The organism is Deefgea tanakiae, from assembly GCF_019665765.1.
Classification (GTDB): domain Bacteria; phylum Pseudomonadota; class Gammaproteobacteria; order Burkholderiales; family Chitinibacteraceae; genus Deefgea; species Deefgea tanakiae.
Map to the genome: position 1 here is coordinate 1251896 of NZ_CP081150.1, position 20215 is coordinate 1272110.

General features: G+C 47.9%; 21 protein-coding genes. 8 read left to right on the forward strand and 13 right to left on the reverse strand.

Annotated features, from left to right (window positions below):
• Nucleotides 1–254: 254 nt before the first annotated feature.
• The 7 genes from K4H28_RS05895 (at nt 255) to K4H28_RS05925 (ending at nt 6107) form a co-directional block, all read left to right on the forward strand.
• Nucleotides 255–596, forward strand: coding sequence for a YbaK/EbsC family protein (locus tag K4H28_RS05895; RefSeq protein WP_255573636.1), 342 nt, complete (start codon nt 255–257; stop codon nt 594–596).
• Nucleotides 597–839: 243 nt separating this feature from the next.
• Nucleotides 840–2075, forward strand: coding sequence for a glycosyltransferase family 4 protein (locus K4H28_RS05900; protein WP_221007450.1), 1236 nt, complete (start codon nt 840–842; stop codon nt 2073–2075).
• Nucleotides 2068–2700, forward strand: a complete 633-nt coding sequence (locus tag K4H28_RS05905; protein WP_255573637.1) for a DapH/DapD/GlmU-related protein — start codon at nt 2068–2070, stop codon at nt 2698–2700. The genes K4H28_RS05900 and K4H28_RS05905 overlap by 8 nt, the downstream gene beginning before the upstream one ends.
• Nucleotides 2690–3856: a glycosyltransferase family 2 protein gene (locus K4H28_RS05910; protein ID WP_221007451.1), complete on the forward strand. Its 1167-nt coding sequence runs from the start codon at nt 2690–2692 to the stop codon at nt 3854–3856. Before K4H28_RS05905 ends, K4H28_RS05910 begins: the two co-directional genes overlap by 11 nt.
• Nucleotides 3853–4851, forward strand: coding sequence for a glycosyltransferase family 2 protein (locus tag K4H28_RS05915; RefSeq protein ID WP_221007452.1), 999 nt, complete (start codon nt 3853–3855; stop codon nt 4849–4851). Before K4H28_RS05910 ends, K4H28_RS05915 begins: the two co-directional genes overlap by 4 nt.
• 13 nt (nt 4852–4864) lie before the next feature.
• Nucleotides 4865–5383, forward strand: coding sequence for a serine O-acetyltransferase (locus tag K4H28_RS05920; RefSeq protein ID WP_221007453.1), 519 nt, complete (start codon nt 4865–4867; stop codon nt 5381–5383).
• Entirely contained in the window at nt 5376–6107 is a 732-nt protein-coding gene (locus tag K4H28_RS05925; protein WP_221007454.1) for a PilZ domain-containing protein, read from the forward strand. The genes K4H28_RS05920 and K4H28_RS05925 overlap by 8 nt, the downstream gene beginning before the upstream one ends.
• On the opposite strand, the gene K4H28_RS05930 is transcribed toward K4H28_RS05925, so the two are convergent.
• From K4H28_RS05930 to K4H28_RS05990, 13 genes are all read right to left on the reverse strand, one after another.
• Nucleotides 6104–6811 carry a response regulator transcription factor gene (locus tag K4H28_RS05930; protein ID WP_221007455.1) on the reverse strand — a complete coding sequence of 236 codons (708 nt, stop codon included), beginning with the start codon at nt 6809–6811 and terminating at the stop codon, nt 6104–6106. The genes K4H28_RS05925 and K4H28_RS05930 overlap by 4 nt on opposite strands.
• A gap of 50 nt (nt 6812–6861) precedes the next feature.
• Complete coding sequence (locus K4H28_RS05935; protein ID WP_221007456.1) at nt 6862–8880, reverse strand: SpoIIE family protein phosphatase; 2019 nt, start codon at nt 8878–8880, stop codon at nt 6862–6864.
• A 6-nt stretch (nt 8881–8886) separates the two neighbouring features.
• Entirely contained in the window at nt 8887–9429 is a 543-nt protein-coding gene (locus tag K4H28_RS05940; protein ID WP_221007457.1) for a heme NO-binding domain-containing protein, read from the reverse strand.
• A gap of 17 nt (nt 9430–9446) precedes the next feature.
• Entirely contained in the window at nt 9447–10421 is a 975-nt protein-coding gene (locus K4H28_RS05945; protein WP_221007458.1) for an SLBB domain-containing protein, read from the reverse strand.
• A gap of 4 nt (nt 10422–10425) precedes the next feature.
• Entirely contained in the window at nt 10426–11934 is a 1509-nt protein-coding gene (locus K4H28_RS05950; RefSeq protein WP_221007459.1) for a lipopolysaccharide biosynthesis protein, read from the reverse strand.
• A gap of 85 nt (nt 11935–12019) precedes the next feature.
• Nucleotides 12020–12646, reverse strand: coding sequence for a class I SAM-dependent methyltransferase (locus K4H28_RS05955; protein ID WP_221007460.1), 627 nt, complete (start codon nt 12644–12646; stop codon nt 12020–12022).
• A gap of 10 nt (nt 12647–12656) precedes the next feature.
• Nucleotides 12657–13385 carry a glycosyltransferase family 25 protein gene (locus K4H28_RS05960; RefSeq protein WP_221007461.1) on the reverse strand — a complete coding sequence of 243 codons (729 nt, stop codon included), beginning with the start codon at nt 13383–13385 and terminating at the stop codon, nt 12657–12659.
• A complete protein-coding gene (locus tag K4H28_RS05965; protein WP_221007462.1) occupies nt 13382–15619 on the reverse strand; it encodes a GumC family protein in 2238 nt (745 codons plus the stop codon). The genes K4H28_RS05960 and K4H28_RS05965 overlap by 4 nt, the downstream gene beginning before the upstream one ends.
• A gap of 2 nt (nt 15620–15621) precedes the next feature.
• Nucleotides 15622–16803, reverse strand: coding sequence for a nucleotidyltransferase family protein (locus K4H28_RS05970; protein ID WP_221007463.1), 1182 nt, complete (start codon nt 16801–16803; stop codon nt 15622–15624).
• Entirely contained in the window at nt 16800–17138 is a 339-nt protein-coding gene (locus K4H28_RS05975; RefSeq protein WP_221007464.1) for an STAS domain-containing protein, read from the reverse strand. Before K4H28_RS05975 ends, K4H28_RS05970 begins: the two co-directional genes overlap by 4 nt.
• 162 nt (nt 17139–17300) lie before the next feature.
• Nucleotides 17301–17594, reverse strand: a complete 294-nt coding sequence (locus tag K4H28_RS05980) for an Hpt domain-containing protein (protein ID WP_221007465.1) — start codon at nt 17592–17594, stop codon at nt 17301–17303.
• The gene (locus K4H28_RS05985) at nt 17581–17976 is read right to left on the reverse strand and encodes a response regulator (protein ID WP_221007466.1); all 396 of its coding nucleotides are present in this window, start codon (nt 17974–17976) and stop codon (nt 17581–17583) included. The genes K4H28_RS05980 and K4H28_RS05985 overlap by 14 nt, the downstream gene beginning before the upstream one ends.
• Nucleotides 17964–19424, reverse strand: coding sequence for an ATP-binding response regulator (locus K4H28_RS05990; protein ID WP_221007467.1), 1461 nt, complete (start codon nt 19422–19424; stop codon nt 17964–17966). The genes K4H28_RS05985 and K4H28_RS05990 overlap by 13 nt, the downstream gene beginning before the upstream one ends.
• Before the next feature lie 77 nt (nt 19425–19501).
• Between K4H28_RS05990 and K4H28_RS05995 the strand changes: the two genes are divergently transcribed.
• Complete coding sequence (locus tag K4H28_RS05995; protein ID WP_221007468.1) at nt 19502–20215, forward strand: sugar transferase; 714 nt, start codon at nt 19502–19504, stop codon at nt 20213–20215.

The window sequence follows — 20215 nt, forward strand, 5'->3', positions numbered from 1 at the left end:
TTGTAGCCGGGGCGGCGACTCAAGCCCTGCGGATAAATACGTAAGTGCAGGTGGCGACATCCGATAAGAACGGGTGGTTAAATGGATAAGAATTCGCAGTCTGCTGGGGTTCAACCACGTCTCTATGCTCGTGGAGTAGGGGACATACAAATTGAGTCGATTTAACTTTAATGGCTTTCTTTGTGTGTAATTATGTCCATGCTTCTGTTTTATGTTATGTGATTGTCCATGGTGTCTAACTAATCCGTAATGCAGTGGTTAAAACATTGATTATGGAAGATGAGTCAGCCAAGCCATTGGTTGTCCTTATGCATGGAGATTGCCAAGTTTCTACAAAAGAGTTAGCTCGTCAAATTGGACGAAAAAAAATTGAACCTTGTAAGCCGGAAGTTGCCAATAGGCACACTGGATTTTTAGTTGGCGGTACAAGTCCATTTGGAACAAAAAAATTATTATCGGTCTTTGTCGAAAAAACTATTTTAGATTTGCCATTGATTTTCATTAATGGCGGACGTCGAGGTTATCTAGTAGGCATCGATCCGGTTGTCTTGTTGCAGTTGCTTGATCCGGTGCTTGTTGAAGTGGCGCTAAACTAATTCCAGTGTATGAGCCACACTGCTCATATTTGCACTCGGTTGGCTTAAGTTAGGCTGAAGAATACGGTGCTATTCAACTCAAGTTGAGCTGAGTTGATGTCTTTGATTATCAAATACCTTTATAAAAACAAGTTGCAACTCTCTGGGCCAAGATGTGCCAGAGATTTTGCATTCTTGACACAAGAATCATGACGTTCTGACTTTTAATACAGTCATAGCGAGGCTTTCTCGCGGGAGCGCAGCATGATTCATCATCCGACTGCTTTGGCTTATTTAGTCAGTGCCTATCCAGCAGCATCACATACATTTATTTTACGTGAAGTTTTGGGCTTACGAGCCCGAGGTTGGCGCGTTGCTACGGTGAGCGTGAACGCGGATAGGCGTGACCCTCAACAGCTAGACTTGTTGGAACAACAGGAGCAATTCAATACGCTGGTGCTCAAAAACTGGTCGCGTTGGATCATGCTATTTGACTTACTCCAAGTACTTTGGCGGTTTGGCTTTTGGGTAGTTGTTTCTTCACTCAGCTTGGCTTGGCAGTTGGCAAGGCCCGGTTGGCGAGGACATGCTTTGGCTGTGGCATATTGGTTAGAGGCGATGCTGTTGGCTCGCTGGATGCACCAGCAAGCGATCACACATCTGCACGTTCATTTTGCTAATGAAGCGTCTTTGGTCGGCCTGCTTTGCAAGCGCATCAGTGCTTGCTCTTTGTCCTACACCATTCATGGTCCTGATGAATTTCATGATGCCGCCGGTCAGCAGTTAGCCGCCAAAGTGGTTGCCGCCGATTGGATAGTTTGCATCAGTCAATTTGCGCGTAGTCAGCTCATGCAATTTAGTGCTCCTGAGTTGTGGTCAAAAATTCAGGTTGTTCGTCTTGGCATTAATGCCGATTATGCGCCGCCGAGAAAAATCCCATCGAGTGTATTTACCATCTTGTGTGTGGGGCGATTAACGCCTGCTAAAGGGCAAATGGTGCTGCTCAAAGCATTGGACATTTTACGTAATGAGGGCCAGTCATTTCGCCTTGTGTTGTGTGGCGCGGGGCCGTGTGAGGCGCAAATACGCCAGCAAGTGAATCAATTAAATTTAGGTGGTCAGGTTGAGCTCACTGGAGCGTTGAGTAAAGAAGCGGTGTGCGCACTGTACGGCCAAGCTGATCTGTTTGTTTTACCTAGTTTTAATGAGGGTATTCCAGTGGTGTTGATGGAAGCCATGGCTGCTGGCGTGCCATGCATAAGTACGCGGATAGCAGGGATTCCTGAGTTGATTGAGCATAAGGTCAATGGTTATCTAGTTGCACCAGGTGATGAATACGCCTTAAGTGACGCGATTCGCACTTTGGCAAACGATGCTGGTTTATGTGAACGTTTAAAACAGCAGGCCCAGATGACTGTGGCAAAAGACTTTTGTTTAGAAAAAAACTTAGGCCAGTTAGCGCAGTGCTTTGCCGAACATTGTGGAGGTCATCATGCGTAAATTTATCAGAAAAATGATTGCTGCTTGGGTATTTAATCAGGCGCATCAGCACAAAAGGTTTGTGGGCTTATACCGTCGGCTATGTCAACCGTTTGGTCAAGAGTGGGCTGTTTTTTTGAGGCGATGGGGGGGGCTGCATGCGATGGGGCATGGTTGTGTCATCAATATGAATGTCACGATGACTGATCCTGCCTATGTGCGCTTGGGTAATAACGTTCATTTGTCGGGTTGCACCCTGTTTGGGCACGATGGTTCCGTCAATATGGTGAATCAAGCTTTTGGCTTGAATTTGGATCACGTTGGCAAAATTGACATTCTTGACAATGTTTTTATCGGACATCAGGCAATTATATTACCTGGCGTGACGATTGGTCCCAATGCGATTGTTGCGGCCAATTCGGTGGTGACCCGAGATGTGCCTCCCAATTGCGTCGTAGGTGGGAGTCCGGCCAAAGTGATTTGTAGTTTGGATGACTGGATTGAACGCTTAAAACAAGAAAATAGCCAGTTGCCTTGGGCAACTGAACTTGGTCAGCGTGAGCATGTGCTGGCCCCCGAAAATTTGGCTTTGTGCGCAGCTCGAGTCGCGTTCTTTTATGGTGAGGAGAATCATCATGTGGCTTGAATTGATGTCTGGCATCGCAGCAGGAGCGGCTTTAGTGACACTACCAGGCAGCTGGTCACTCGCACGATGGACTTGGGCGGCACGCCGACCAGTTACCCCGCCAACACTTGCTCCTTCGAATGCGCCAATTTTGTTACTGGTGCCCGCTCACAATGAGTCTGCTTCTTTGCCGCAGACTCTGCCTCGGCTGCTTGCACAAGCACAGGTTGATGGTAATTGCCGTGTTTTAGTAATTGCAGATCATTGCTCAGACAACACGGCAGAAATCGCTCGTGCTTTTGGGGCTATGGTTTTAGAGCGTAATGAAGGCGCTCGAGGCAAGGGCTATGCCTTAGCGGCTGCGTTTGCCTTACTGCCCGATGTACCTTGGTATTTGATCGTTGATGCGGATAGCCGGCTCGATGCCAATTTTTTGGCGGTACTTCGCTGCAAAATGGCAGAAAATCCGGATGGGATTCAGGCACGATATGAGCCTGATTGCGCCAGCGATGATCCTAATGCGGCTTTACGTCATTGGGCCTTACATGCGTTCAACGTAATTCGCCCTCGTGGCCGCGCAGCACTAGGTGAGAGCGTTGGTTTATTAGGGAATGGCTTTGCCTTATCGAATGCCACTTTGCAACGGGTACCTTATCAGGCTGGGTCGATTGTTGAAGATTTGGAATATCAATTGTCTTTGGCCGCGGCGCATTGCAAATTGGCGTGGTTAGAAGACGTGGCCGTCTACGGCGAAATGCCGCAAGGCGAAAATGCCAGGGTTCAGCGGCAGCGTTGGGAAGGTGGGCGGTTGGCGATGATACGTCGCAATGTCCTCCCTTTAATGATAAGGATTTGTCGGGGTGAAACTCATTTGTGGCCTATCTTGCAAGAGTTGACACTACTGCCACTAAGCCAACATATGCTACTGCTTTTGCTGGCATGTAGCGCTGGCGGATGGCCGCAGGCCTTGGGGTTGCTTGGTCTCTTGGTCTTGATGTTTCACACTGGTTTGGCGCTGTTTGAATTACCGCGTGCGCTGCGCAGCAGCGCATTACTCTGCGCGCCTCGGTATGTCGTGTGGAAAATTATGCAGTTGCCAAGCATTTTTCGTGGCAGCCGTTCTGGCGCCTTGTGGCAACGCTCGGTGCGGCATATTGAGCAGGAGAAAACATCATGAGCAATATCAATCCAGCACCTATTTTGAGTGTGATTGTGGTGGCTTATAACAATGAACCTGAAATCGCAGAATGTTTAGCAAGTATTCAGCTAGCCTGTGAGGGCGTTGATTATGAAATTATCGTGGTGGATAACGCCAGTCGAGACAATAGCGCTGACGAAGTAAGTCAATTTGATGGGCCGGTGGTGCTTTTACGCAGCGAAGTCAATCTGGGTTTCGCGGCGGGGAATAATTTAGCGTTTAAACATGCAAAAGGGCAATTTTGGGCCTTAGTCAATCCGGATGCTCGGCCTGAAGCGGGCTCTCTGGCTCACGCCCTGCGTTGTTTACAAGATCAGCCAAAGATGGGCATGCTCGGCGGTCGTTTACTGGCTGAAAATGGTCAAGATCAGCCTTCTGCACGTTGTTTTCCTTCGATTTTGAATGATTTCTTAGTGATCAGTGGTTTATCAAGTCGCTACCCCCAATCACGATTTTTTGGCCGCGTAGATCGGACTTGGGCCGATCCAAATTATGCTAGCGTTGTTGATTGGGTGCCCGGCGCTTTTGTCGTGCTGAGTGCAAAGGTCTTGGCGCAGGTTGGCGTGTTTGATGAACGCTTCTTTTTGTATTTTGAAGAAGTCGATTTGTGTCAGCGAATTAAAGCGGCAGGGTTCGAAGTCTGGTATCAACCGGAGTGCCGTGCAGTACACATAGGTGGAGTTTCATCGGGAAGGGTTGAAGGCAAACACTTCAACTCACACGGTAGTCAATTGTCCTTGTGGCGAATGCGCAGTGCGATGTTGTATTACCATAAACACCATGGCGGTTTGGTGGCCTGGGGCGCTTGTCAGTTAGAGCGACTTTGGCACGCCATGCGTATATTTCGAAACCAAGCTCGATCTATCCCATGCGCTAACAGCAAATGCGAAGAGTCTCGTGCTTTGCGTCAATTGCTATCACAAGCATGGCGTGAAACAGCGGGTGGCCGCGTCTCGCCACCTTTGCCATGGTAGATATGGAGGCGCTATGTTTAAGCTGATTCGAGAAGACTGGCAAACCTACCAGCGTGATCCATGGCGGCAAGGTTTATGGGTAATGGTCGTTTATCGCTTTGGAAATTGGCGTTATACCGTGCGGCCTGCCATATTGAGAAAACCGCTTTCTTTCGTTTACAAATTGCTCAAAGTGACCAGTCAAATTTTGACTGGCATTGATCTACCTTGTGAAACTCGTATCGGGCGGCGACTGAGAATTGATCATTTTGGTGGTGTGATTATCAGCGGCGATACGATTATTGGGGATGATGTGATTCTGCGGCATGGTGTTACGTTGGGTTTACGGCATGAAGGGCAAAGCGGCGCGCCGGTGTTAGGCGATCGCGTTGAAGTTGGCGCAGGGGCAAAGATTTTAGGTGCCATAAAGATTGGTGACGATGCCAAAATTGGCGCCAATGCGGTGGTATTAAAAGATGTGCCGTGTGGGGCGGTGGCGGTGGGTGTTCCTGCGAGAATTATGTATGCAGTAAAGAGAGATGAACATGTTTAATGTGTTTAAAGTATGGGGCAATGCTGAAAAAGACCCGCCTGAAGCGGCTAAGGCATGGCAGGAACATGAGAATTTAATTCAAAACCCTCAACAAATCGTCGCCATCTTAAATCTCATCAACTTGCATCTACGTGATGGCCCAATCCCCTTACGATTGATGATTCGTGATATGGATCATGGCGAATTGGTGACTACATTCAGGCCAGATGCAAACAAGGCAGTCATTCGGTGTCGAATTGAGATTGAACACCACTTTGAGCCCGATGAAGAGTTGACATTTATCGCCGGTTGGGAAGGGAAACTCATCGCTTTTAGTGCATTTATTATTCAGTCGCACACAATACGAGAATTTACCGTGTCATGGCCACAAGTCATGGTCAAAAGTATTGGTCGAGATACTTATCGAGTGCATCCGCACTTTGAATTACCGCTGTCAATTGAGTTAGCGAATGTGCATATGTCTGGTCATCTAATTGACCTGAGTGAAGGTGGCATGGCGTGTCATCTATCAACCGCGGATGCCCAGTCACTAATCAATGCAGGTCAATTAGTGAATGCCAATATTAGGGTTGGGCCCTTGCAATTTCGTGTGGCATTGATGACGATCTGTAGCGAAGTGCGCACCCATCACGGCAACTACACTAGGTTGGGTATTTCATTTAAAGGCATATCTAATAATGACTTGGTGTGTATACGTCGTAGCTTGTTGGGGTGGCAGCATTAACTGGCTTGGGCGACCGGGGCACTGAGGTTGACGCTTTCTAAACGGTAGCCGTAGCCATAGACTGAAGTCAGTTGCCATTGGTGTGTGCCATCTAGTGCTAGCTTGCGGCGCAAACGACTGATGTGTGTATCGACAGTGCGAGTGTCAATTTCTACTTTGAGCCCCCAAATTTGCTCAAGCAAATTCATTCTGGAGAATAATTTACCGGGGTGTTGAAATAAAAATAACGCTAAATCATATTCTTTTTGCGTCATTTCAATTTCTTTACCAGCAATTCGGATCAGGCGCTGGCTAGTATCAATTTCAAAATTGCCCAGATGCAAAACTTGTGGCGCGACTGATTTAAATCGACGCAGCAATACTTCGATTCGCGCAAGTAGTTCCATGGATTTGATGGGTTTGATTAGGTAATCATCAGCACCGGTTTTTAATGCCGCTACGATATTGCTTTCATCTTCGATGGCTGTGGCGACCATGATCGGCGTTTGCCAACCAATATTTTCTCTGACCCATTTGATGATCATGCCGCCCGAGTAATCAGGTAAATTCCAGTCAAGTAAAAATAAATCAAATTGAATAGTTTTTATTGCCTCGAAAAATGCCAAACTGGTGTGGAAAGTTTGCGTATGGTGGCCGCCGCTTTGCAAGGTGAGCGCCAATAAATCCGCTTGAATCACATCATCTTCAACAATTGCAATCAGCATCACCACACCCACTCGGTATTTTTCTTGAGTGAGTATAGTAATGGAAGCAATTAATTGCTGAGTTCTTTCAGTTGTAAGCGAATCAAGTTAACTTGTTCAGCAGGAATTAAATAGTCGACTTGATCAACACAATTTTGAATAATAAACAATCCAAATCCGCCTTCTTTTTTGCCGCTAAAATCGGGTGCTTCAGCTAGGGTCGGGTCAAATGGGGCGCCTACATAGTAAAACTCAAGTGTCAGCGTAGTGGGTAATTGCAATAAATGCAGCACAAAAGGCGTGTCAGCTAATGGGGCGCTGACATGGCGAATGATATTGGTTGCTACTTCAACTGCTGCTAAATTGAGTTTGTCGTGCTGAGTTGGGCTCAGTTGAACGCGTTCACTAAGCCAATGGCGTATTTCGGCTAGCACGCGCATATTCCGTGGGAATTCGTGACTGTGTAGTCCGCTGATTGGGTGCCGATATAAGCTAATTGCGGTGAAATCATCTGAGCGCTCATGCGAGTCTTCAAATAGATCAACAATTTGTCTTAATCGCTGCAGCACGATGGCAGCAGGAAGCTGTGCTTGATAAAGCTGTCGGACGAGTTCAATAATCGGATCGGTTCCCATTAGCTCAGAATGGCTATTTCGCGCCTCAGTTACGCCGTCGGAGAAAAGCAGTAGTAAATCACCTGGTTTAAAATCATATTCAATGGTTTTGTAGAGCTCTTTGGGGTCAATTCCAATCGGAAGATTGTCGCCCGATAGCATTTCAACACGGCCATCATCATGAAACAGCAAGCCCTCTGGGTGCCCCGCATTGATGAAGTGCAAGGCGTTTTTATGCATATCAATACGAGCATAGGCCAAGGTGACAAATGATTCGAGTCGCCGCAATTCAGGTGTGATCCGCGCATGTAATTGGTTGATGATGCTTTCACATGATGGACGAACCCCTTGTTGTAATGAGGGCCAGAGTGTTTCAGCCATGATTCGAGTGTATTGATTTTTGAGTGCGGCCCCGATCATTGCCGCGGCAACGCCTTTGCCCATGACGTCGCCCGTCAACACATCAAAGCAGCCCGGTTCAATGGGGAAAAAATCAAAAAAGTCACCATCAATGCCTTGTGATGGTTGCGTGAAAGCCGAGATTTCCAAGCCCGCAACTTTAATTGGCGCTCCAAAGAGTAAAGATTGCTGAATGTCATGCCCCATTTTTAATTCACGTTCGCGGGCAGCGGTGAGCGCTGCTTGTTGCGATTTTCTCAAGCTAATGTCACGAATAATCCCCGTAAAGTGGAATTCATCATCATAGCGGGTGGCACTGAGGGATAGCTCTGCGGGAAATTCGCTACCATCACTGCGTTTTGCGCTTACTTCACGGCGTTTGCCGATGACATCGAGTTCGGCCGCTTTGAGAAAGTTAATAATCAATTCAGGAGGAAGGCTTGTATGTGGTTCTGGGGCTAAATTCACTACACTTTGCCCAATGATCTCATCACTTCGCCACGCAAACATTTGTTCTGCGGCGGGGTTAAAACTTTCAATCATGCCTTGATGATTAATCGTAATGATGGCATCGGCGGCTGTATTTAAAATACTTTGCAGTACCGCCCGTTGTTTCTTTAGCCTTTGCGTGAGCTGGCGGGTTTCTTCAAGTGCGGTTTTTTCATCTTGAATGACTTGTAATAAATCAGCCGTCGCATCATGGACGGCAAAATTACTGAGTGATAATTGATGCCTTTGTAATTGGCTAACATCGGATAACCACGGTGAGCCAACAAAAATAAATTGCTCTGCGTTTTCGTTGGTACGAATAAATTGACCGCGTAGCCGAAGATCTGAATCAATACAGCGAAAAACAAATAAAGAATGCTGATTGTTGCGGATTAATTCGCCTGTAAACGGGGGGTGAGGGCGTTTTAATTGCAGAAAGTGTTCGATGGGTAAGCCAATATCCATCAGCGGCAAAATCAGGGGGATTGATGGCCCAAGGCCGACAAGACATAGCTCGGCATTGAGCACAAAATGAAAAGGAAATAGGGAGTTGATCGCCCCATTGGGTAATGTAGTTTCGTAGGGCATTGGGTATCACCACCAAACGATGAATTGATCGAAGTCGTCTTGGGATTGCCTCACTTTGGTTTGCTCAACATTGACCGGTGTTGAAAATAAAATACCTAAGCCATCGAGTAGTCCGATGACAAAATGCGCTAAACCCGGCCGATGTGAGTAGTATTTGAGTTGTATTTTTTGCGGTGCTAGCGCTTCACTAAAAAATTCAGGCGGTTTGAGCTCTGGGTATATGAGATTCACCCTCGCATGAAAATTGGGCAAGTTAAGTAGGAATTCAGTCAGATTACTGCCGCCAGCTTCTAATAAACCGCCATAACTACGACGTCCTGTTTCGAGAACCCAGTGCCGGCCAAAATCTTCTAATAAAGGCGCAGCCTCTAGCTGAGTGACTTCGCAACTGGCTCCCACCAAACGGTAAGTTATTTCGTCGGGATAGCCTTCGTTGGATAAAAAGAACTCATCGGCAAGCCCTGCTTTGCGCAGGATTTTGTCCCATGTGGGCTGGCCAAATCGGGTACAAACCATTTCTTCAAGGGCCTTATTAACAATGCCGTACATGGTGAACTCCTTGTTTTTTATAAAGCACTCAAGCCCAAAGTCAGTATCGACAATCCAGGGATTAATTGCCGGATTACATAACCCGCCTCTGCGATCCCACTCTTGGGAACAAAGACCACATCACCTTCCTCAATGGCAAAATTCAGCATTTTTTCACGGGTCATTAAGGTTAGTAGTGGGGTTTGCTCTGCCGCTTGTTTGCTTGGCCGATAGATGGCAATTTTGTCGGGAGCAGCATCATCGTTGGGGCCGCCAGCTTGCGATAGTGCATCCATCAAAGACATATCAGGGGTAAGTCGATAGGCACCAGGTTTATGAACGGCACCAAGCACATACACCATGGTGTCGGAAGAGTCGGGGATGTAAACCAAGTCGTTCGCTTGCAGTGTGATGTTATAGGCAAGCTGGCCTCGGTTGAGTAGTTTTTTTAGATCGACCCAGATAATGCGGTCACGACCACGAAAGATGGCCACGCGGGTTAATGTGGCTTGTTTATCAATCACGGGGAGTGAGCCGGCACGCGCCAAGGTTTCTAGTAGTGAAGGCGGGCGATCAAATTGCTGCACCCCTGGATTTTGTACCCGCCCTAAAACGGTCACTCGATTCCCCGCATACTGCTCAATGCCCACAAAAACGGCAGGCTTTTTTATATAGGTTTTTAATGCGCTATCGATTCTCCCAGCTGCAGATTCTCGTGTTTCACCTGCTAAACGTAGCGTACCTGCCAGCGGTAAACTCAGTTGCCCATCAGGACCTAATAGTTGTTTTCCTGATAATTCCGGGTGATTCCATACTGTGATTTGCAACTGATCGCCTTCTGCTAGCCGATAAACATTTTCACGTGGCGCGTCTAACTCGGCCAATAATTCTGGGCTGGCGTAATCGATTTGCTCAGATTTTTGCGCCGCTTGGAATACTTGAGTATTCATTGGGATTGCTTCGGGTATAGTGCTGCAGGCATTCATTAATAGTGCCGCCAGGATAATACTCATTGATCTAAGCATGGTGAGCCTCAAGTGAGCGAGTGAAGCAAAGTTTTTGTTTTAGCCATTTTCTTTCGTCAGCATGCAAAATAAACCACCATAAGATAAGGAGCTGTAAACCCATGAAGAGGGCACTGGCTAGTAGCAACTCGATCAGTGCGCTGCTACGACTACTTAGTTGCCAAGGCCAAAGCGAAACAAAGCTGTATGCCAGTAGGTAGTTCAGCGCCAATGGCTTGAAAATCAGCTTAAATAATTGCTTAGGTGCTAATTGCAAAGTTTTACTCGCTAGGGTTAAGTAAACCAATGACGCTAGGCCCTGACCGATAGAGAATATTTGTAGGAACTCAAGCAAGTTGTTTGCTTGTAAACTCACCAAAAAAACCATGGTTCGTAATCCATGATAGAAGAACTCAAGGCCAATTTGGTCTTTTCCGCGCAGTGCACTGGAAGCGGGGCCCGTTTGAATGTGTAGATGCCATGCAGGCGTCACCCACAATAAGATGGTGACAATCTGCGCCAGTTCTGGACGAGGGCCGAGCCAGGCCAGGTTAAGTGCTGGGGCAGTAGCAACTAAGAGCGGCATCAAGCCAAGCAGTGAAAATACAGCTAAACGTTGTGCTTGTTGATACAAGCGACTAAATGATGCCGCATCCAAACTTGCTGCATGCGGCATCAGGGCTTGACTGATGCCTGACGTGATTGAGGTGGCGGTAGCTGGTAATTTGCTGCCCAAATCCATCAAGCCTGTATAGGCGGCACCAAAACTTAAACCTGCAATTAGCCGATCAGCGGAATGCAATAAAAGTGCCCATGAATCGCTTAGCTGCGCGCGCACGCCTAAGTTTAAAAAGGGCTGTAGATGCTGTTTTGAGAGGTGCTTAGGGTGCAATGAAAGTGCGGGCCAAGCCCTTTTGACTCGCCACCACGAGAGTGAAATGGATAAGGCATAACGCAAAGTAAATGCCCACAGCAAGGCGCTAATCCCATACCCTAAAACCAATAGGGCGGCAGCGATGCACCACTCCAAAATAAAACTGACCACCCAGATGCGTTGTTGCTCATGGATGAGTTTTAGACCGTTTAAAACGTAACCCCAAGCGCCCAAGGTTAAGTCAGCTAAAAAAATGAGGCATGTGAGCAGCAGTAAGTTTGAAGCGAGGCTATGCAACTGGGGGCTGATTTTGAACCAGCTCAATAGCATAGGCATAAAAAAAGCCACTAAAGCACAAAATAGACTGCCTACTAATAGCGCCAAGCCAACGCCGGTACTGAGCATTTTGCTAGCGTCTAGCGCATCGTCTCGATCTCGCGCCAAGGCAATTTCGCGCACATAGACCGTTGCCAGTCCAGAGACCGAGATGCCCAAATAACCCACTAAAATAAAAGCAATCGACCACAAGCCATATTCGGCTAAACCGACATAAGTGAGTACTAAGGGTGGCAAGGCCAGACGACTGATCAGATACAGTGCGCGGGCGAGCATGCTTTCGAGTGCCACTCGATGAAATGCGGTTGACATGATCAGATCGCCAAGTAAGTTTTTATAAACTTATTAAAGCTTGGCGACGCAGTGCAATGATGGCAGGAGTGTAAACAATATCAGTTTAGCTTTTGAGCTGAGCCCGATATAGGTATTGGACAGCACAAAAAGGCTGCGCCCATGTGCATCGCCCCAGCCAGCGCCAAAAACGCGATTGAGCCCACTGTTGTCCCGCGCCCTGAGTTTCGGTCACCTCAAATCCTGCTTGTTCAATCAGACTTTGTGCCGTTTTTTGGGTAAAAAAACGCAAATGGGTCTGATCTAAAATACCTGCATCGCTATAGCGCCATTCGCCTTTAAAAAGAAGCGGCATTAAAACACTGTGATGTCGAATATTTGGGATGCTGACAATGAGTTGCCCTGTTGGGGTGAGTAAATCACGTAGGCGGCGTAGCATTAACCATGGGTCTCGGAGGTGTTCCAGTACATCCAGACACAGTACCAAATCAAAACGCCCTAACTCGCTGAAGTCAAGCTGCTCGGCATTGCCTTCGACGATTAGATCGAGTTGTTGTCGTGCCATCGCGCTAGCGTCATGACTATATTCAACGCCGATAATTTCGTCACAATGTCCTGTCTGCTTGAGCCAAGCTAAAGTAGCGCCACTGCCGCAGCCTAATTCGAGTACCCGCTTGGCATGGGTGGGTAGCAAGGGGCTAATTTCGGTTCGTACAAAGCCAAAGTAATCCATGATGATGCTCCTAATTCAAAGTGGGGGCACGTCGCCATGCCTGTTTGATTTTGCGAGCCCATGCTGCGCATTGGCGAATTAGGGGCCAGCGGTCATACCACCAGTGAGCTTGAATATCACTGCGCGAAAAGCGTTGTTCAATCCAGCTTGGCTGGGCAATCCAAGTGCGACAACTAGGATTAAATTGACGAAATAAACTCAGTGCACCGTCGTAATGCAAACGCCCTCCCAGTGGATGGCCTGCTGGTCGACTGATGCACCCTTCAAGATAAGGTAGGAGCGTATCTAAATAAGCGATCCGAACCAGGTAACCATGTGCGCCAATCACCGGTGCTGCACTCATGTTTAAGCCCGGGGTAACCTCCATTTCGCCTGTTACGTGGCAGTGCCCCAAATAAATCAAATCAGCCTGTTCACTTGCAAGTACTTCGGCAAGGACGGGCAACTGCATGTTGAAATCACTGGTAAATACCGCGTCATCTTCAAGAATGAGTGCCCAGCCTTGTTTAGCGTGACGAGCATCTTGTAGTGCGGCAACATGGCTTAAAAAACACCCATACGCCCCCAGACTAGGGAATTGATTACTATCGACTGGGCGTATGGCTAGCCAGCATATGACTTGATTGGCTTGCCAGTGAATACCTATATGATTGAGGGTATGTTCAACTTCCTTTTTTCGATCTGTGCGTTCAGGGAGGTTCAACACATAAATTCGGCTCACAATGTCAGTTAGGATCATGATTTGCTCCGCAATAAAGCACTGATTTGATGCTGAAGGTCGCGCGGCAAGTGGAGCGCTGTTTGCAGTAGTATTTTCATCGTGCTTGTGATTTGACTTGCAATGCCTGCTTGTTGTTTTTTTTGCCCACTGATGAATTCATCCATCAAATCATTCACATAACCGCCACCATCGAGTGGCCGTACTTGGTTCACAATGACGCCAATTGATGCTGGATCAATGCTTTGCAATACACGTGCCGCACGGGCGACTTCGCCTCGCCCTTGTGCCTCGGCTTCGACAATCGCAATCACCGCAGGCGTTGACCTGAGCGCAAGTTCCGCATCGCCGCTGACCAATAGTGGCGGCAAATCTACCAGTACGAATCGATATGTGTGGGCCAAATGCGTCAGTGTTTCGCCTAAGCGATCTATGGCGTGAATATGCCTATCGTTGCCGGACAAATACAATTGGGCGGTGTCTAAGTTAAGCGCCGATGGAATGCCATTGGCCAGATCATGGTGAGGTGCATTCGCGAAGCGTGGGTCACGACTAAATGCATTCGCTTCTACAGCGATTGCTGGTAATCCCATATCGGCAAAGGTTTTCTGCAAGTCGAATACGGTCGTTGATGTACCCCCTTGCGGTTGTAAGGCGGTAAAGCCAAAGACGCGCAATTGGGTACGATCTTGTTCGCGTATCAAGGCACTGGCTAATCGGCGAAGTTGATCGGTACGGAATAATTGGCTGTCATTGTCTTTGGCGTGGATCAGCCAGCCCACTGGCGGGAATCCAAATCCACTGACCACATCATTGGGGGTATGAATGCGTCGATCCATTAAATCGTAAACGATTGGCAATAAGAGGCCTGCAGCCAGCGATGCAATAATTGCCATGAGTAGTAATTTGGTTTTGCCAACGCCCAGTGGTGTTTCTGGCGTCATCGCTGCGCTAACTAAACGTACAAAACCCAAGGCGCTGGTTTCGGCGGCGAAGAAATTCAAGCGCTCTTGGATCGCATCCAGTTCTTTACGAATTTGCGTCACATCAGCGGATAAATTTTGCGCTTCTTTAAACAGCGTTGCGAAGTGGCCGCGGGATTTTTCTTGCTCGGTGAGCTCACGCTGTAAATCTGCCTCTAATTGAGCGCTTTGGGTCGACGCGGTGCTAAATCTGCTTTGTAGGTTGCGACGTACTTCGCTGGTGATTTTTTCAGTCTGTTGACGAATTTCAGCATCAATTTCCGCTAGTTCGATTTTATTTTGTTGATAGCCAGGGTGTTGTGGGGTGAGTCCCGCCATACCAGACACTAAAGTCGCCCTTCGATTATTCAGGCTGGCTTTGAGGCTATTTAGGCCTGGGTCCACTGACACACTTTCTAAAATAGATCTAACACCGGGATCGGTATCGCCATGCGTCAGAAAGGCTTTTTCATTCGCCGCGGCTGAAAAACGTTTGATCTTGGCATCGGCCAAGGCTTCGCGTAGTCGTTCGATGGCTTTGTCGTAAGGATTGCCCGCTTCTTCGGAAAAGGTTGCTATGCCTAAATCGCCCGCAATGGTGTTGCGCCGCTCGGCTTTTTCATCAATCTGCGTGAGTAAAAGGTCTTGGCGTTTTTGTAATTGCGCAATTCGCTCGTCTTTGCCAAACACTTGTTCATCGCGAACCCGTTCCAAATAAACGCTCACGACGCCATTAATAATCGGAGCCAGTTCGGCTTTGTTTTTGCCAGATAAGCCAATGCGCACCATATAGGTATCTGAAACGGCAGAAACTTGTAAGAGATTACGAAGTCGCTCTACGGCGTGACGCTCGCTCTCATTGGGGCGTTGCCACAGCGAAGTCTTTTGTGGCTGTGCAGGGGCTTGTGTGATTTTTGAACCGCCAATGGCGTAATCCAATTGCAATTGATTTGTATTTGTTGGGCTTGAAGCTTGTATTTGGTGGTTTTGATTGGCAAGCCGTATGCCATCGCGCAGGATGTCGTAACGCTGGATGGTATTGCTTTGTTGCTGCACAAATTGGCGATATTGTGAATTGGATTGAAAGTCGAGCTCATTATCGTCCTTGAGCGTTTTCATATAACGAGGCGCGATTTGAATGACCGATTCAGCTTCGTAAAAAGATTGACCTTTTATCCACACCATCGGTAGGGCCGCCAGAAAGGTCAGTATTACAGCACAAACCGCAAGCCGAGGGTGCTGACGCAAGCTTACGAGCGGTTTGATACCGATTCCTGCACTGGCTTGTGCCATGATTATTGTTGGCCTATGGCAAGCGGCTCAAATTGATCTAGCTGCGCTAAAAAATGCTGCTCGCGATGATAAATCGGTGCAAGCTGGGTACGACTATCGGCCAGTACCCAGGGAATATCGCTGGCAATCGGATCGATTGTTAGCCCATCTTTACAGGCGCACCAACGACCACTGGCTAGCATTTCAATCAGGGAGGCTTGACTACCTACGCGGGTGTAGTCAAAAACTAAGCTGCGTTCGATATGAGCGCCGCGTTCAATGTGCGCGCCTCGACCAATCCAGAGTGGCCCAATCAATGTGGCGCCATCTTCAATCGTGACACTATCAGCAATTACGATCGGTCCTTGTATATGGCAGCGGCGTGGGTCGAAGCGGGTGTTTGCGCCGACAAAAACATTGGGGGCAATTTCTCGTCCCGGACGAGGAACGGCGGGAACGTTGCCGCAAATGGCATCCATTTGTACCGCGTAATAATCTGAGACTCGACCAATATCCACCCAGTTAAATGGAATTTCAGCACCATACAAAGCCTGCCCGTCACGAGCCAACTGAGGGAACACATCGCTACCAAGGTCATAAGGGGTCTTTTCGGGGATGTATTTTAGAATTTCGGGTTCAAACACATACACCCCTGTATTGACTAAGTCGCTTTGGGCTTCGCCAAATTTGGGTTTTTCTTGGAAGGCCATAATGCGGCCAGTGTCATCTAATAGTGCAACCCCATATTGTGAGCATTTTTCTGGTGCGATACGGCTTAGGGCCAAGGTAGCGAGTGCACCAGCTTGATGGTGCGCAGCAACCAGTGCGGTTAAATCTAAATCAATTAAGGCATCGCCACAGAGTACCAAAAACGTGTCGTCAAAAAAGCCAGAGTGTTTTTGAATTTGTCGAATCGTTCCTGCTGAACCTAGCGGGGTGTCGTGTAGTTGGCCATCCGCTTCGTAGCCTTCGTAGCTAAATGCCAACTCAACCCCAAAACGTCGCCCACTTGCAAAATAGCCTTCGATCTCGCTCGCTAAATAGCTGGTGTTGATCACGATTTGATCGACTCCATGCTTGGCTAATTGCTCGATCAGACATTCCAAAACAGGGCGATCCAGAATCGGCAGCATCGGTTTTGGGCAGTCACGACTCAATGGCATCAAACGAGTGCCTTTGCCTGCGGCTAAAATGAGGGCTTTCATGCTTGCACTCCTTCAATTTCATTGAGCGAGTTGAATACTTGAAATACGCGATGCATACGCATTAATTCAAACAGCGCAGACACTGGGCGTTGCAAGCCATAGAGCGCAAAACTGCCGCCTTGCTCGGTGCAAAAACGTAAACAAGATAAGAGGGCGCCTAAACCAGAGCTATCAACAAAAGAGAGCGCTGACATATCGAGTGCAATTTTTCCAGATGATTCAAGAACTGGCCGGATTTGTTTGCGAAAAGCATCCGCGTTACTGGCATCAAGGCTGGTGGTGTTAAATGTAATCACAGTTTGGGTGCTGTGCGTGTGACGAGTAATGAGTTCCATGATCTGCTCCTTGGGAATTGAACCGTAGCGGTTATGAACTCTATTAAAGATCACTTAGGACGGCAGAATGTGAACTAACTGTAAAATCATTCTGTCATCTTTGGATGTTGCGCACAGGCGTCTGGTCTGCCGAAAATTTAAGACCATTAATGCGCGCTGCGGCTACCAAACGTTATGCTGGAGGCATTGCTTAAGGTAGCAGTCAATGGGAACCAGCTCGTGTTTGAGTGTATGTTCGAGTTCACGAGTCAGGCGGCTAATTTCAGCAAAACCAAGTGAGCCAGCAGCACCTGCGAGACGGTGTAATTCGTTGAGTAATTCAGCACTAGCAGTGTCTTGCGTGCTGTTTTTCCAAGCTGCTTCAATCAGGGCGAGGCGCTGTGGGAGCTCAATTTGAAAGCGTTGCCGCAATTGAGTGAGGCCTGCGGCGAAAGCGTCTTGATTAAACTCCGGCATGAAACTCGCTCCAGAAATGATTGAGTAGTTCAGGTAATAGCATTGGATCAAAGGGTTTGCTGGCGACAAAGTTGGCACCGGCCGCAATCAGTGGTGCCAGCTCTTCGGTGCTTGCCTTGGCGGTTAACATGACAATACACACCGCACAGCCATGAGGTAGTGCCCGCAGCAATGGAATAAATTCAGGGCCACTGAGTTCAGGCATCATTACATCAAGCACTATCATTTGTGGTAGGGTATTTCCTTCTAGGTGTTTTATTGCAATGCTTGCAAGTGAATACGCTGTTATTGTATATCCACCTAAAGTCGTTAAACTGAGTTCTAATAAGCTACGGATATCGGCATCATCTTCAATGATGGCGATTTGATTTAAGGCTTGCATTGCAAAGCTCCTTGCGGGAAGGCCAGTTCAAAGCAGGTGCCAAGCTCGCTGGTTCGATAATGAATTTGCCCCTCCATCGCTTCGATCAATTGTTTGGTAATCGCTAAGCCAAGGCCGCTGCCGCCGCGGATGCGGGCGTCGCCTGACTCGGCTTGGCTAAATGGGGTAAATAATCGAGGTTGAAAGTCAATTGGGATGCCGTTGCCTTGGTCTTCAACTGCTAAGTGGAGTTGCTCATCATGGATCTGCGCACGCACCGTGACCGTGCCCTGTTTAGGTGAAAACTTGCATGCATTAGAAATAAGGTTGCCTAAGATTTGCATCAAGCGATGGTGATCGGTGAGTATTTGTGTATTGCTGATTTCGGGCGCTAAAGCTAATTGGATTTTGACTTGGTGCTGAGCGGCGTAGCCCGCATGCGCCGATTGAGCTTCGGCAAGTAGTTCACCCAGCGAATGCCATTGCAGATCGAGCTGCAAACTGCCCGCAGCGCTGCGATTAATATCAAGCAGCTCATTGACCATTTTTAGTAGACGCCCGGCATTGCGATCTGCCATCTCGATGAGTTGGGTGCTTGTGGCATTAAATTGCGCAGCTTGGGTGCCGTGTAGCATTTTAAGTGCGCCAATAATCGACGTCAGAGGGGTACGCAATTCGTGGCTGAGTGTTGCGATAAACTGCTGTTTAAGTTGATCCACTCGTTCACGTTCGCTAATGTCGCGCACCGTCGCTAAAAGATAAGGCTCATCATCTTGATAAAAGAAAGTCACACCCACTTCAACCGGTAACTCACTCCCGTCCAAGCCTTTGGCAAGCAGTACTTGGCTGTGTAAGCCGGCTTCTGCAGCGCCATTCAATTGAAGTTTAGGTAGTAGCTCGCTCAGCGGGCGACCAATCAGTTGCTCACGTTCTGCATGAAACAGTAGCTCGCCGCGAAAGTTAATCCCTTGTATTCGTTGATGGGGATCGACCACTAAAATTCCATCAAAGCTATTTTCGGTGATCGCACGAGAGCGAGTTAGCAGCGCGCTATGCTGCCTTTGCAAGTTTAAAACGCGGGCGAGATTGTTGAGTTTATGCCCCAAAATTTCAGCAGAGATGGGTTTGTGTAAAAAGTCGTCGGCCTGTGCTTGTAATGCTTTGAGTAAATGCGCCTCACCATCTAAACCAGAGAGCACCACCACGGGGGTCCAACGTTCGCCCTCAGTGGCTTTGATGGCACGAGTCACCGCAAAACCATCGATTTCCGGCATTAATAAATCCAGTAGTACGATATCTGGCTGCTCGGCTTCGAATAGACGTAAAGCTTCAGCGCCACCACTAGCTTGCAGTGTTTTAAAGCCTAGTTTTTGTACGATGCTGCAAATTTGCAAACGGGTAATGGCGATGTCATCTACGACCAAAACGCTGAGATGGGTATTTAATGCGATGGGTTGAGTGAGTGGCATATTTTACAAGGTGGTCACAGTTGGGTGGGCAAGGTTTGCTTTAATCAGCATACACAAGGAAATTAGGGGAAGCCAACATGAATACGCCGCTTGAATTATCCCAGCTCAAGCTTTTAGAAAAGCGCTACAGCCAGATCAATATACAACGCTGGCGGGTGAGACTGCTTCGTGGCCGCTTTCATTTGCGTTTGCAAGTGACGCGTACGGTGCGCCGAGCGTGGGACATATCTGCCGCAGTGATGGCTTTGCTTTTAGCATGGCCAGTATGGTTGTGTATTGCTGTTGCGATTAAGTTAACTGATGGTGGTCCTATTTTTCACTGGCAACGACGAGTTGGCTATCGAGGCCAGTTGTTTGACTTTCCTAAATTTCGCAGCATGGTTATTAATGCAGAAGCCTTGCAATCCGCTTTAGCTAATCAGCATCAAGACAGTCATACCTTTAAATTGGCACGCGATCCAAGAGTCACTTGGATTGGCAGATGGATTCGGCGCTTGAGTCTGGATGAGTTTCCGCAATTATGGTGTGTACTTAAAGGTGAAATGACTTTGGTCGGTCCACGTCCACCACTACCAAAAGAAGTTGCCTTATATGGTTTATATGCACGGCAACGCTTAGAGATTAAGCCCGGATTGACTTGTATTTGGCAGGTTAGTGGTCGCTCTGAGGTGGCATTTATGGGGCAGTTAGAAATGGATTTGGATTACATCCGCCGTCGTAGTTTGGCATTGGATATCCGTATCTTATTAAAAACAATTCCAGCGGTGGTCTTTGGCCGCGGTGCGTATTAA

What these genes read in the sequence shown, in the direction of transcription:
- K4H28_RS05945 (WP_221007458.1), bottom strand. Translation starts at nt 10,421, where the DNA reads ATGAGTATTATCCTGGCGGCACTATTAATGAATGCCTGCAGCACTATA.
- K4H28_RS05920 (WP_221007453.1), top strand. Translation starts at nt 4,865, where the DNA reads ATGTTTAAGCTGATTCGAGAAGACTGGCAAACCTACCAGCGTGATCCA.
- K4H28_RS05990 (WP_221007467.1), bottom strand. Translation starts at nt 19,424, where the DNA reads ATGCCACTCACTCAACCCATCGCATTAAATACCCATCTCAGCGTTTTG.
- K4H28_RS05980 (WP_221007465.1), bottom strand. Translation starts at nt 17,594, where the DNA reads ATGCCGGAGTTTAATCAAGACGCTTTCGCCGCAGGCCTCACTCAATTG.
- K4H28_RS05930 (WP_221007455.1), bottom strand. Translation starts at nt 6,811, where the DNA reads ATGCTGATTGCAATTGTTGAAGATGATGTGATTCAAGCGGATTTATTG.
- K4H28_RS05975 (WP_221007464.1), bottom strand. Translation starts at nt 17,138, where the DNA reads ATGGAACTCATTACTCGTCACACGCACAGCACCCAAACTGTGATTACA.
- K4H28_RS05955 (WP_221007460.1), bottom strand. Translation starts at nt 12,646, where the DNA reads ATGGATTACTTTGGCTTTGTACGAACCGAAATTAGCCCCTTGCTACCC.
- K4H28_RS05900 (WP_221007450.1), top strand. Translation starts at nt 840, where the DNA reads ATGATTCATCATCCGACTGCTTTGGCTTATTTAGTCAGTGCCTATCCA.
- K4H28_RS05940 (WP_221007457.1), bottom strand. Translation starts at nt 9,429, where the DNA reads ATGTACGGCATTGTTAATAAGGCCCTTGAAGAAATGGTTTGTACCCGA.
- K4H28_RS05960 (WP_221007461.1), bottom strand. Translation starts at nt 13,385, where the DNA reads ATGATCCTAACTGACATTGTGAGCCGAATTTATGTGTTGAACCTCCCT.
- K4H28_RS05905 (WP_255573637.1), top strand. Translation starts at nt 2,068, where the DNA reads ATGCGTAAATTTATCAGAAAAATGATTGCTGCTTGGGTATTTAATCAG.
- K4H28_RS05910 (WP_221007451.1), top strand. Translation starts at nt 2,690, where the DNA reads ATGTGGCTTGAATTGATGTCTGGCATCGCAGCAGGAGCGGCTTTAGTG.
- K4H28_RS05970 (WP_221007463.1), bottom strand. Translation starts at nt 16,803, where the DNA reads ATGAAAGCCCTCATTTTAGCCGCAGGCAAAGGCACTCGTTTGATGCCA.
- K4H28_RS05965 (WP_221007462.1), bottom strand. Translation starts at nt 15,619, where the DNA reads ATGGCACAAGCCAGTGCAGGAATCGGTATCAAACCGCTCGTAAGCTTG.
- K4H28_RS05985 (WP_221007466.1), bottom strand. Translation starts at nt 17,976, where the DNA reads ATGCAAGCCTTAAATCAAATCGCCATCATTGAAGATGATGCCGATATC.
- K4H28_RS05915 (WP_221007452.1), top strand. Translation starts at nt 3,853, where the DNA reads ATGAGCAATATCAATCCAGCACCTATTTTGAGTGTGATTGTGGTGGCT.
- K4H28_RS05995 (WP_221007468.1), top strand. Translation starts at nt 19,502, where the DNA reads ATGAATACGCCGCTTGAATTATCCCAGCTCAAGCTTTTAGAAAAGCGC.
- K4H28_RS05935 (WP_221007456.1), bottom strand. Translation starts at nt 8,880, where the DNA reads ATGCCCTACGAAACTACATTACCCAATGGGGCGATCAACTCCCTATTT.
- K4H28_RS05950 (WP_221007459.1), bottom strand. Translation starts at nt 11,934, where the DNA reads ATGTCAACCGCATTTCATCGAGTGGCACTCGAAAGCATGCTCGCCCGC.
- K4H28_RS05925 (WP_221007454.1), top strand. Translation starts at nt 5,376, where the DNA reads ATGTTTAATGTGTTTAAAGTATGGGGCAATGCTGAAAAAGACCCGCCT.